This is a genomic window from Planotetraspora sp. GP83 (assembly GCF_041262585.1).
Lineage (GTDB): Bacteria > Actinomycetota > Actinomycetes > Streptosporangiales > Streptosporangiaceae > JAOEGB01.
The window spans coordinates 148,140-160,302 of the sequence record NZ_JBGCBZ010000017.1; the positions used below are offsets into that span (position 1 = coordinate 148,140).

10 protein-coding genes are annotated in these 12,163 nt (G+C 67.6%); 2 read left to right on the top strand and 8 right to left on the bottom strand.

What is annotated here, in order from left to right:
• Positions 1-44 precede the first annotated feature (44 nt).
• Both ABH927_RS23410 and ABH927_RS23415 read left to right on the top strand, forming a co-directional pair.
• The gene (locus ABH927_RS23410) at positions 45-761 is read left to right on the top strand and encodes a hypothetical protein (protein ID WP_370024485.1); all 717 of its coding nucleotides are present in this window, start codon (positions 45-47) and stop codon (positions 759-761) included.
• A gap of 287 nt (positions 762-1,048) precedes the next feature.
• The gene (locus ABH927_RS23415) at positions 1,049-1,867 is read left to right on the top strand and encodes an SAM-dependent methyltransferase (RefSeq protein WP_370024487.1); all 819 of its coding nucleotides are present in this window, start codon (positions 1,049-1,051) and stop codon (positions 1,865-1,867) included.
• A 60-nt stretch (positions 1,868-1,927) separates the two neighbouring features.
• Here ABH927_RS23415 and ABH927_RS23420 read toward each other — a convergent pair whose 3' ends face one another.
• From ABH927_RS23420 to ABH927_RS23455, 8 genes are all read right to left on the bottom strand, one after another.
• Positions 1,928-2,230 (bottom strand): hypothetical protein, encoded by a 303-nt coding sequence (locus ABH927_RS23420; protein ID WP_370024489.1) that lies wholly within the window; start codon positions 2,228-2,230, stop codon positions 1,928-1,930.
• A 7-nt stretch (positions 2,231-2,237) separates the two neighbouring features.
• Positions 2,238-2,807, bottom strand: coding sequence for a hypothetical protein (locus tag ABH927_RS23425; protein WP_370024491.1), 570 nt, complete (start codon positions 2,805-2,807; stop codon positions 2,238-2,240).
• Positions 2,808-2,827: 20 nt separating this feature from the next.
• Positions 2,828-4,732 carry a hypothetical protein gene (locus ABH927_RS23430; protein WP_370024492.1) on the bottom strand — a complete coding sequence of 635 codons (1,905 nt, stop codon included), beginning with the start codon at positions 4,730-4,732 and terminating at the stop codon, positions 2,828-2,830.
• A gap of 770 nt (positions 4,733-5,502) precedes the next feature.
• Positions 5,503-6,345 (bottom strand): fumarylacetoacetate hydrolase family protein, encoded by an 843-nt coding sequence (locus ABH927_RS23435; RefSeq protein WP_370024493.1) that lies wholly within the window; start codon positions 6,343-6,345, stop codon positions 5,503-5,505.
• Positions 6,345-8,150: an FAD-dependent monooxygenase gene (locus ABH927_RS23440; RefSeq protein ID WP_370024494.1), complete on the bottom strand. Its 1,806-nt coding sequence runs from the start codon at positions 8,148-8,150 to the stop codon at positions 6,345-6,347. The genes ABH927_RS23435 and ABH927_RS23440 overlap by 1 nt, the downstream gene beginning before the upstream one ends.
• 739 nt (positions 8,151-8,889) lie before the next feature.
• Complete coding sequence (locus ABH927_RS23445; protein ID WP_370024496.1) at positions 8,890-9,672, bottom strand: enoyl-CoA hydratase; 783 nt, start codon at positions 9,670-9,672, stop codon at positions 8,890-8,892.
• Between the two features lie 112 nt (positions 9,673-9,784).
• Positions 9,785-10,492 carry an alpha/beta fold hydrolase gene (locus tag ABH927_RS23450; protein WP_370024498.1) on the bottom strand — a complete coding sequence of 236 codons (708 nt, stop codon included), beginning with the start codon at positions 10,490-10,492 and terminating at the stop codon, positions 9,785-9,787.
• Between the two features lie 192 nt (positions 10,493-10,684).
• Positions 10,685-11,593 carry a VOC family protein gene (locus ABH927_RS23455; protein ID WP_370024500.1) on the bottom strand — a complete coding sequence of 303 codons (909 nt, stop codon included), beginning with the start codon at positions 11,591-11,593 and terminating at the stop codon, positions 10,685-10,687.
• Between the last annotated feature and the right edge of the window lie 570 nt (positions 11,594-12,163).

Here is a 12,163-nt window from a genome sequence, read left to right on the forward strand (position 1 = left end):
GTCCGCTCACGCCGGCCCACAGGCGGAGGCACTAGCATCCACGCGTGGACACGTCGTCGGATCTCGGCCGCGCGCTGGACGGTCTCTACGTGGCCTTCTCCCGGTATACGCTTCCGGCCAAGACGCAGGTGTGCGACCACTGCGTATCACCGGAGGACGTTCAGGCCGCGCGCTCCGCTCCCCTCCGCATGCTCACCGCATCAGCCCTGGACGCGTACGCCTGGAACGCCGTGTCCACCTGGGGAGACATGGAGGAGTTCAAGCACTACCTGCCACGGTTACTTGAACTGCTCATCCTCGAGGAGCTCGACGGCACTCTGTTCGCCGACTCGCTCATGAGGTGGGTCACCGTCAGCTGGCGAAGCTGGAGACAGGCGGAACAGGACGCCATCGTCGCCATCGTCGGCGCGTGGTGGCGGCACACCTTGAACCACTATCCGCGTGACGTCCACGTCATGACGCTGATCGAGATCATCGCGGACGGTCTTGAGCTTGATCTGGCCCCCCACTTGGCCGAGTGGGAGTCGAACACCACCGAGGCGGCGGCCCGCCACATGGCCTGGCTCATGCAGGACTTCACCACCGCTGTCGCCCACGACGCCGAGTGGTACGCGCTCCTGGAGAGCTGGATCACCGGGCCGGCTCCAGCGGCGATCCTGGAGACCGGGTTCTTCTCCGCCGGCTCCCCCGAAGTGGCTCAGGAACTCTCAGACGCACGGGAAGTCCACCGCGTCTGGAGCCGGCGCGAAAGCAGCGATTGACGCACCTCGGCTCCGGGATCGGTGTCACGGCCGGAAGCCGAAATTCGTGCGGCTGAGCTGTAAGCCCTCCCGGCACGCGGGGCGGTCGCGACCGCGGGCGACCACCCGGGCCCGAGACCACGCCTGAAAGCGCAGGAGTTCTCCCGGGACAGAGGCGACCTCGAATGACTCCGCGGGTCACCCTGACCGGTATCGCGCGGCATGGGGGGAATTCCGGCGTGGAATATGGCAAAGCTGTATGATCACCCCGCATTTCCCCCGGAAATCCGCGGACAGGGAGCCTGAACATGACTGATGGGCCGTATGAGCCGGGCGTAGAGTCAGCCTTGAAGATCCGGTCTGACGTGCCACACGCGGCGCGCATCTGGAATTACTGGATGGGCGGCAAGGACAACTACGAGGTGGACCGTGTGGCCGGGGATGCCGTCGCCGAGGTGTATCCGGACATCGTCACGATGGCCAGGCAGTCGCGGCAGTTCCTCGTCCGTGCCGTGAGTTTCCTGGCCGGTGAGCTCGGGATGCATCAGTTCCTCGACATCGGCACGGGGCTGCCGACGATGCAGAACACCCATGAGATCGCTCAGCGACTCGTCCCCGAGTCCCGCATCGTGTACGTCGACAACGACCCGCTGGTGCTGACGCATGCCCGTGCGCTGCTGGTCAACACCACTCCCGAGGGAGTGACCACGTACGTGGACGCCGACCTGCACGACCCGGACCTCATCATCGCGGACGCCCGGAACGTCCTGGACTTCACGAAGCCGATCGTCGTCATGTTCATGGGCGTGCTGGGCTACGTCGCCAACTTCGGCGAACTGCGCTCCATAATCGCCCGGGTGATGGGCGCGGTCCCCTCCGGTAGTTACCTGGTGGCGTGGGACGGTTCCAACACCGGCGAGGCCATCAATGAGGGTGGCGAGAAACTCGCGGAAACCGGTGCCATCCCCTACAACCTGCGGAGCCTGGAGGAACTCGGCCAGTACTTCGAGGGGCTGGAGTTGGTGGACCCCGGGCTGGAGTCGATCACTCTCTGGCGGGCAGACCCCGCCGAGGTCGGCGACGCCAAGCCGATCGACGCGTACGGCGCGGTGGCGCGCAAGCCGTAAAGGGGCTGAGCCGGAAATAGGGGGATATCGGACGAGGTTCTGGCCCCGGGCCTGACTGCGTCACAGCAAGCCGTACCTGCTCATGATGACCTTGGCTTCTTCGGCGGTCACCTCATGTGGTGTGCGGGCCAGCGCCTCGTGCAGGTCCGAGAGAATCTTGTCTCCCGAGCTGCGGACATATGTGCGGTAGTGGGCGAGCTGCGCGTCGAAGGCCTTGGCGGTCGGCCCCGTCCACACGTGGCCGGAGTGGAATGCCTGATAGGGCGCCTCGACGCCCGCCTCGATCTCGTGGACCAGCGGCTGCACCACGCGGAGGGCATCCTCCAGCGCCACGTAGAGCGGATTGGGCACCAGCACGGCCATGACCTGATCAACCCTCCTTGGATGAGGGGGACGCGGATGGGCTTGCCGAAGGGGCGCTGGCCGCCGTGATCAGCTTCGGCGCGATCAGCTTCATCAACGCCACCACGTCCGCCGCGTTGTCCCGCCCCGGGACACCCATCTCCAGTTGGACGCTGAGCTCCACCGTGCCGCGAGCAAGCACTGCATATGCGGCGTGGTTTTCACTGTGCCGACCGTTGAAGTAATAACCGATGGCCCCGGGGACGATTGCAGGCAACGGGGAAGCGCCTCGGAGATCTTCCTCCACCTCGCCCGGAACCCTTACTGGCGTGAGGTCGACCAGCAGCACCTTCAACCGGTCACCGCTGCGCTGATACACCCCACAGGTTCCGTCGCCCAGCCCTCCAGAACTGGTGAGGTTGAAGTAACCGCGGACGAGCGGATTGCGCACCCCCGTCATCAACTCCACGGCACGCATCGGGATGTAGTCACAGATGTACGGCGGAGCCGCCACTGCCGGCAAGGGCGTACGGTCGACCGGCCGGTCTTCGCCCTGGCAGCCGGTCAACATGACCGCTCCGCAGGCCAGCGCCGTCACGATGGCGAGCCGGGTCCTTCTCATCCGTACTGCGCGAAGCCGTTGGCAAAGCCCTGGTCCAGCCGATCCTCTACATCCCGCCAGGGCTTGCCCGACGGCCCCTCGTAGAGCCACCGATCATAGGCTTCCACCCGCCGATATGCGTCGGTGCTGTTGGTCGCCGTCTTGTCGATCATCTCCTCCTTGGTCATGAGCGTTCGGCCGTCGTCCTTGAGGAAGTTGCTGGGATTGTCTCGGGGATCGTCTCCCTTGCGCAGGCCTTCCAGCGAGGCCCAGGGATGGGTGGGGGCGGCGGGCTCGGCCGCCCCGAACAAACCGTGCTTGAGCATCGCCTGGACGGTGAGATCGTGCACGAGGGTCCGCGTCTGATCCACAGCGGCGTTAGCCTCGCTACGAGCCTTGGTCTCCGCGTCGCCCTTGACGCTGTCCTCGACCAAGCCGGTCCACGCCCCGACGACACCGGCGGTGATCGCCCCAGCCGCCATCTGCGGAAAAGCTAGCCCGGTGTTGAGCACCGCCGTCAGCACCTTCACGTTCCGCTGCTGCGCCTCGTCCAGCGTCTTCCCTTCTTCGATCTTGGCCAGCCCCGCCGCATCGGTGATCAAGCCGAAACCCGCGCCGATCCATTTCGCGTTGGTCATCAGCGTGCCGTCACCTCGTCCGGCGGCCATTTCGGCGGCGCCGTAGTCAAGCAGCCATCCGGCAAAAGCTGTCTGGGCGGCCGCGACGGGAGCGAATGCCGAGGAATCCGCGAACGCCTCCCGCATCACACTGCGCAGTTCCTCCCTGTTGAACTGCGCCCCCCAGAGGTCCTGTCCACGTGTACTGGGATTGTCAGCACCTCGAACTCCGGGCGTGACGAGGCCGTGATTCGACTGCGCGACGTGGTCGATGTCGCTGATGTAGCCGGCGAGGATACGGCCGGTGGTGACGGGCCGTATGAACGATGTGGGAGGATAACCCTTCTCGATCCGCTCGGCCTCCACGTGCACGAACTCGGAGACCAGCTTGGCCGACAGGTAGCCGCGCGAAGGATTTTGCGGCGAGCCGTCGTGATCGCGGAAGGTGAGCGTCGCGGCCTCCAGCGCCTTGCTCAGCGCCACGCCGCGGTCGGCCATGCCCCGCTCGGTCAGGAAGTGCTTCAACGCGGTGGGATCACCGGCGAAGAAGTCCTGAGCCGCCGCCGGATCACGGCTGAGCGTCTCCATGACCGACACCATGACACCCGGGTCCCGTCCGACGGGGGCCTTCACGGCTTCACGGTCCCAAGCGTCGATCTTCCTGACCACATCCAGCAGGACGGCGGTGGCGAACGTGCCGTGCTGCAGCGCCTGCGCGATCCCGTACGCCTCGTTCCATCCGGCGGCGAGGCCGGAGGTGAGCTGATCCCGCCAGGTGCCGCTCAGCTGCGAACTGGCCGTGCCCAGCGTCTTGCCGAGGGCTACCTGCAGCCGCGTCACCCCCTTGCCGTCCTGGTGCTCCACGGTCTTGGCCATCAGCCGGCGGAACTCCGCCGCCCCCAACGCGTTCATCAACGCGGTGGCGAACGTCGCATCTCCTGTGCGCTTCTCCAGCTCCGCCAGCGTCTTCTCGTCGACCTCGCCCTTCTCGGCGGCCTCGCTCACCGCGACGACGGCGGCGTAAAGGTCGGGATCATGGGCGGCCTTGCCGTACAACGCCTCATCGAACGACGACAACCCGCCGGGCACGCGGGAGGAACCGCTCCACCCCGTGGTCTGCCTGCGGATCGTCTCACTACGGCGTCGCAGATCGGGACGGCTGGTTCCCATCCAGCCCTGCGCCTCGCGCAGCACGCCCAGTCCAGAGGTGTCTAGATTGAGCCGCTGAAGCACACGGCGAATCTGCGGCTCGTTGCGACCCAGCGTTTCCTCCGCCCTGCCGAGCCCTCTCTCGAAGTCGTCCATCAAGACGGGGTTGATCCCCGAATACCCGCCGTCTACACCCTGCGACGGAGCGGGAGACGGCTGCGGGCCCACGGGCGGTACGGCGGAAGGCGACGGCTGGGGGCCACCGGTTCGCGGAGCAGGAGCCGGCGGAGGGCTCGCGGACGGCTGAGGGCTCGGGGACGGCCGGGGTAAGGGATGAGTCATGAGAGCAGCGGACTCCAGCGCGGTCGGTTGAACGAAACGCGACAACTCAGGCGGCAAGATTAATTTGCATCCGCCTTTTAGTAAAGATCCCTTTGAAGCCGATATGGTAATTAATTCTTCCGCATTCGGCGCCCTTGCCGATCGCCTCCACCAGCGCTGACGCACCCGCCTGCCGGTTCCCGCAGCGGGGTGTGCGCCGGCCGCAGGCGCGGCCATCGCCGGCGTCAGCCCGGCGGGGACCGGTCCGCCAGCAGCAGACGGCCTCCTCGGATACCGGCCATGGTATGCCGGATGATCTCCCGGACCGCGATCCGCGCCGGCCTTCCGGGGACGGTGAGGTCAGGATCGGCGGGGATGAACGGGGCCGCACCCCTGCCATGGAGGGCGAGGCCGTGGCAGGGGTGCGGCCGCTGTGACTGCACGGCTGTGGCGTGATCACGGGCAGGCGGCCGTGGGTCCGCGCTTCGAACCCGCCTCGGCGTGAGGCGGGCCCGGCGGCTCCTTGCGCAGCGAGACGGCCTGCGGGTTGGTGACCACCGGGCAGCAAAGCTCCTGGGTCAGGATCTCGGCCGAGAGCGTACGCGTCAGGCGGAGCGGAAGCGCTGCTTGATCTCGCCGATGCCCTCGATGGTGGTGACGAGCTCGTCACCCTCCTTGAGGAAAACAGGCGGCTTGCGCGTCGCTCCGATTCCGCCCGGAGTACCAGTGAATATGACGTCGCCGGGGAGAAGCGGGAGCTTCGCCGACAGTTCCGCTATCAGGGCCGGTACGGGGAAGAGCAGGTCGGACGTAGCCGACCGCTGCATCTCCACTCCGTTGAGGGCGCAACCGAGGTCGAGGTCGTCCGGATCGGCGAACTCGTCGGGGGTGACCAGCCATGGCCCCATGGGGCTGTAGCCGGGAAAGGACTTGCCCAGGCTCCACTGCGGCATCTGGTTCTTCATCTGTTCGGTGCGGTCGCTGATGTCCTGACCGACGGTCAGTCCGGCCACGTGGTCCCAGCCCCGCTCGGCCGGGACGTTGCGGGCCGGCTTGCCGACCACGACGACGAGCTCGGCCTCCCAGTCCACCCTCGGCCCGCTGAGCACGACCTCGCTGAAGGGGCCCGTGATCGACGTGGGGAACTTGGTGAACACGACGGGGAACTCAGGGGTCGACATGTCCGCCTCGGCGGCGTGGGCCCGGTAGTTCACGCCGATCCCGAACACCTGGGCAGGCCGGGGCGAAGGGGCGCCCAGGTCCTCGATCGCGTAGGGAACCGCGTCGGCGGCGCTGACCGCCTCCGCTGCCCACACCGTGAACGCGTCCCACTGCTCGTACACACTCCGCGGGTCAGCGCTGAATCGCCCGCCACTGACCTTCTCGACGTCGACGGCTCCCGCATCGGTGAACACCGTGAGCCGGCCGGACAGGTTGCCGACGCGCATCAGTGCTCCTGGTCGGTGGTGGCAAGGATCTGGTTGAAGGCGGCCGTCAGCGTCGCCAGGGGGTCGTCGGCCGCCTCGATCGAGCGGAAGGCGATGTATCCGTCGGGACGGACAAGGAGAGCGCCTTCCGGCGAGATCGCGCGGTTCCGCTGCCATGCCAACCGGATGTCGATGAAATCGACGTTCTTGCCGAGGCCCACCCGGGCGGCGCGAAGCGGGATCTCCCGTTCCTGCGCGATCTTCTCGGCTGCCTCAACCCATGCCTGGCCGTTCTCCCCCGCGATGAGGGCGAAGTGCCCATCGTGGATCAGCGATCGGAGAGGCAGCCGCTGACCGGAACGCTCCACCCAGGCATGCGGCAGCGGGTGACCCGGCCTGGTGCTGGGCTGGTACAGACGGGTCTCGTCCGGGGAAACCGGGGCTGGGGATCCGTCACCGACAACCGCGGCGGAGTCGTAGGTGTAGCCGAAGTCAACGTTGTGCTGGTGGTATTCGAGCGTGCTGATACCGAGCCACTCGTTGAACTCGTGCCGCCGCTCGGCGGCGCCGGGAACATCGTCGTCCCAGAACTTGCGCAGCTCCGCCCAGTTCTCCTCGGCGCTCTTGCTGGGCGAGACTCCCAGCGACGAGGCCATGTTGATCTGATTGCCGACACTCGCGGTCGAGGCCTCGATGTTGTTCAGATTGACCGGCCGGCGCTCGACGGTGTACGTGTCGAGCAGACCGTCTCCGGCACGCCCGGCCAGCACCGCGGCGAGCTTCCAGCAAAGGTTGTAGACATCCTGGATCGCGCTGTTGAGGCCGAGGCCGCCCGACGGGGGAACGCGGTGCGCGGCGTCGCCCAGCAGGAACACGCGGCCGGCCCGGAAGTCTTCGACCAGGAACCGTTCCAGATGCCACTCGCTCACCCCGATGATCTCCGGGTCGAGGTCAGGGAGTCCCAGTGCCTCACTCGCCCATTGCAGCATCAGCTCGGGCTGCGACGCGTCCAGGTCCGGCCGGGACACGGCGAGCAGCCACTCCTCGGAGTGGCGGTCCCACCGCTCGGGGCCCTGCGGTACGAGCACGGCTCCGTAGTCCAGGTGCTCCGGGTACTCGGGGTTGAAAACCCAGGTGAGGATCGAGTCGTCGCCGGGGAGGTGCTGCGACAGATCCATGGACAGGTAAAGACTGACCAGCTTGCGGAGACGCTCATGCATGGTCACCTTGATGCCGGCCAACTTGCCCACCGTCCGGCCGGCGTCGGCACCCAGAAGGTAGGACGAGCGGACGGTGTAAGTCTCGCCGGAGCCCCGGTCCAGGATGGTCGAGGTCACCCCGTCGGCGTCCTGTTCGAGGCCGACCAGTTCGTGGTTGAACCGGACCGTCGCCTCGGGGTAGCTTTCCGCGTGCGCCTTGAGCATCGGCTCCGTACGCAGCAGGGAAAGGTTGGCGATCGCCTCCGGGCTCGCGGCGATGTAGTCGGGGTCGGTGTAGCCCCCGCCCCAGGCCTCCACGAATCCGAGGAGGCGGCCGTGCCCGTCCTCCGGGCCGCCGCCCGCGAGCCCCGAATACCAGGCGACGCCCCTCATGTGCTCCGGCGGCGCGCCCTTGGCCTTGACCTCGTCGGAGATCCCCATGTCGGTGAAGATTTCCATGGTCCGCTGGTTGAGGATGTGCCCCCGAGGCAGGTTCGTCGTCCCCGGGTAGCGGGTGACAAGCAACGAGGGGACGCCCAGTCTGGACAGCAGGATCGACGAGGTCAGTCCGGCCCCGCCACCACCGACTATCAGGACCGGAACTTGAACATCGATCTTCTGTGACACGTGGCACCACTCCCTGGCATTTGTGTCATTCGGAGGAAACGAAGCTGAGGAGAGTTCAGCCGGAACCATTTCCCGGCCGGGCGCGCCGACCCGGTCGGCGCGGAAATCGAAGAGGCGTGACGGCTTCTCGTCGCCGTCTCACACCCGGGCGTGGGAAACGTTAGGTTAACCGGGTGTTTCCCGTCTAATACGAAAAGGCTCCGTGATTGATATCCGCGGCCGACATTGTTGCGGCGGCCCCGGGTTCGCGGGGAACCTGACCGACCGGCGGTTCGACCACACGGGGGGTGTCCAAGTTCCGGTCCCGCGTGGTCGCCCATGCGCTGGAGGAGCGGGCGCTGGATGTGCCGCTGGCCCAGCTGAGCGGGAAATGCCTGGTCAAGGCACACGGAACCAGCCCACCGACTCTACACACGTGCTGGGCGCGATCCGCGATCCCAACCGGCTGGAGTCGGCCGGGGAGTGCGTGCGCGCCGCGCCGGAGGCGATCTCGGCCGCCGCACACGGCTGGGTCTCCTTCGACGACGGCGGGGAAGGGCTCCCGCCGCGGACGAGACCGTGCCGGATGTCAAGGCGACCAAGGCGTCAATCAGGGGCGTGAAGCGATCGTGGGCGAGTTCCCCGGCGAGGTCTGCCCGGCCCTGCCTGGCGCGGTCAGCGTGGTCCGCGCTCCCGCTCATCCTGATCCGGCTGGACGCATGGTGGAACGGCCACCCGCTCGACCGGACGCCACCGGGCGTCACCTGCCGGAGAAGCCGGGCTTCCGCTTCTGCAGGAACGCCGCGACGCCTTCGGCGAAGTCGGCCGTACCGGTCAACATGGTCTGCCCCGCCATCTCGATGGCGAACGCCTGCTCCAACTGGCCCAGGGTCGCGGCGTTGAGGGCGTGTTTGGTCTGCGCGTAGGCCACTGTCGGGCCTTGTGCCAGCCGTGCGGCCAGCTGCTCCACCTCGGAGTCGAAGGTTTCATCCGGCACCACATGAGTGATCAGCCCCCAATCCGCGGCGAGCGGCGCCGGGACCCGCTCCGCCAGCATCGCGATCCGGGCCGCGCGGGCACGGCCGATGGCGTTGGGGACCAGCACACTGGCGCCGCCGTCGGGCATCAGGCCCACGTTGGCGAAGGCGAGCAGGAAGTAGGCCGACTCGCGGGCGAGGATGACGTCCGCGGCGAGTGCGACCGAGCAACCACCCCCGACAGCAGGGCCGTTGACGGCGGCCAGCACGGGTTTGGGCACCTCCCGCAGCGCGCGGACCAGCCGGTTCACGCCGTCGAGAGTGCCCGATCCGCCCTTGTAGGACGGATCCGCACGCACGCTCAGGTCGGCCCCGGAGCTGAAGGCCCGGCCCGCACCGGTGATCACGACCGCCCTGAGGTCCGGGTCTCCGCCGCCCGCCTCGACCGCATCCGCCGCTGCGTGGAGCATCTCCGGGGTGAGCGCGTTGAGGGTGTCCGGGCGGTTGAACGTCACTCGGAGGACCGGGTCGAGACGTTCGACGAGCAGGTCGGATCGGATACTCACTGCCGGCCTTTCGGGGTGGGCTGTCGCGGGCCACCGGACTGAAGGCCACGACGGCTCCGCCCGGAATGGTCTCCGGCCGGGCCGGCACCGCGGGCGCCGGCATCCGAGCGCCTCACGAAGCGGAGAGGAAGGCGTCGATGGCGGCCAACGTGGCCTCGGGGGCCTCCTTCACCGGAATATGCCCGGCGCCAGGAATGATTTCGAACCGGGCGTCGGCAAAGGCCTCGGCGAAGGCCTTGCCGTACTCGGGCGGGTACACCGGGTCGTTCTCCCCCCACAGCACCAGGGTGGGCGTCTGGACGCGCCGGAGGCGCCGCAGCAGCTTCGGGTCCCTCAGCGACTGCCCGGCGTAGGCGTATACGACGTGCATGTTGGCGGGCATGGGGCGGCCCCCCGGCTGCTCCCAATCCAGAGACATCGTATGTCCGGGGATCTCGGGACCGATGGGGTCGATCAGCACCATCCGGCTGATTCGGCGGCCGCGGTCGCGCACCGCCATCTCGGACGCGACCCAGCCGCCGAAGGACGTCGCGATGACCACGACGTCGCCGAGGTTCTCGTCCTCCAGCAGGTCCAGGTAGGCGTTGGCGAGGTCGTCCACGCCGGAGAACCAGGCCGGCCGGAGCGTGCCGTCCCAGCCCGGATGGGTCGGCGCTATGACGGTGGAGGTCGCCTCGAAGTGGTCGAGGATCGCAACCGTGTTGGCGGGGCCGTGGCCGCCGTGCAGGACGAGTATCGGTCGGCCGGAACCGGCCTTCGTTAGGGTCAGGGACAGCTCGGGGTAGAGCTGGATCTGCCGAGACATGGTGTCGCTCTTCATCAGTTCCTGGTCTCCTGGGGGCGATGCGGCGAATGCTCAGGGAGCGGAGGGGTGAGCGGGGCCGGCGATGGAGGACGGGCTGCGCCCGGCGGCGGTGCCGCCAGACGCAGCCAGCTGGGCGTCACTCTGCGAACGCGTGGATCCAGCAGCTCATGGAACCGGCCGCGCTCCACCCGGGCTTGGTGCGGTCCGTCAGTGCGAACTGGCCATCAGCTCGGCAAGGTCGTCGGGCTTGATGAGCGAAGGGGCGATGGGCGGACCCCAGACGGCTCCGACCTCGAACACGCCGGGCTCCCACACCTGGTCGTCGGTGATCTCGTCCATCCCGCAGTAGTACTCGCACTGGTTCCCTGCGGGATCGCGCAGGTAGTAGAAGTAGTTCGAGCCGACCGCGAGCCGTCCGAAACCCCAGGTGTGCCGCTCGGGGTGGCCCTCCAGGACCGCCTTCGCCGCGCGGCCGATCGAGTCCACGTCGGCGACCTCCCACGAGCTGTGGTGCAGGTAGTTCACCGGCGACGCGCCCACCACCAAATTGTGGTGGTCCGTCGAGCAGCGCATGAAGGTCGCCGCGTTGCGCACCTCATCGCTGACCTTGAACCCGATGCCGTCCGTGAAAAACCGCTGCGTGGTCTCGGCGTCGGTCGATCCGAGGAAGACATGGCCGAGCTTGCGCGGACGCACGGGCTCGTCCGCCAACATCGCGAGCACCGATCGCGCCCGGTGGTTGGGCAGATGAGGATCAGGAGCGGGTTTCGGGCGGATGTGGGGGGCGACCGAGATGGTCACGGTCAGGCCCGTCACCGGTTCGGTGGTCGTGAGCCGGTCGCCGTCCACATCGCTGGTCACGTCGAAGCGCTTCAGGGACGCGGCGATACGGCCGAGGTCGTCCTGATCGTCGGCGCCGATACCCACGGCGAGCAGCCTGCGGACCGGCGTCTCCACGATGCGCAGCTGCCGCGGACCTCCGTCGACGGTGCCGAACCAATGCTCCCCGGGAGTCACCGGCTCCTGGGGGATGAGCCCGTAGGTGGTGTAGTACTCGACTGTCTCCTCAACGTTTGGGACGCCGAGGGTGATATCGGTCAGGCGATGTAGCGACACGGGACTTCTCCTCATGGTCGAACCGGTATGACGCGGCGACGGGTGCGCCACGCGCAATGGGGAGGGCCCGGGCTCGCGGCCCGTCCGGACGGCGCCCTCCGATTGCGAGTACTCAGACTGCCCCGGTCACCCGGGCCGACGTCGGGGACGCCGGCCCGAATCCGCAGAGTCCCGCACGGTAAGGCCCTGCCTGACAGTCAAGCGGCCGGGCGAGGATCAGGACCCGCCCGGCCGCGGCGGCGCCGACCCCGCCACAGGCGCATCGGCCCGAATACGGCATGACTGTCACCCGATTCCGCAGTCGTCTCGCTTTAGCCATTTTGCGTCGACCAGACTGCGGAGGTCAAAAGAACTGCCGGCCATCCTTCCGCCGAATGGCGATCACGGGGGCGGGGACGGGGCAAATCGATCTTCATCGCCCCTGGTCAGAGCCGATTGTGTAGCCCAAGTGAATCAAAGTGGATTATTTTGGTGTTGGACGACGCCGCGGAATTTTCCTACCTTGCAGATGTTTCACCGTATGGTAGCGCCCGCCATTTCAGCGGAATTTCCCGTGCATCCATGCGTGCG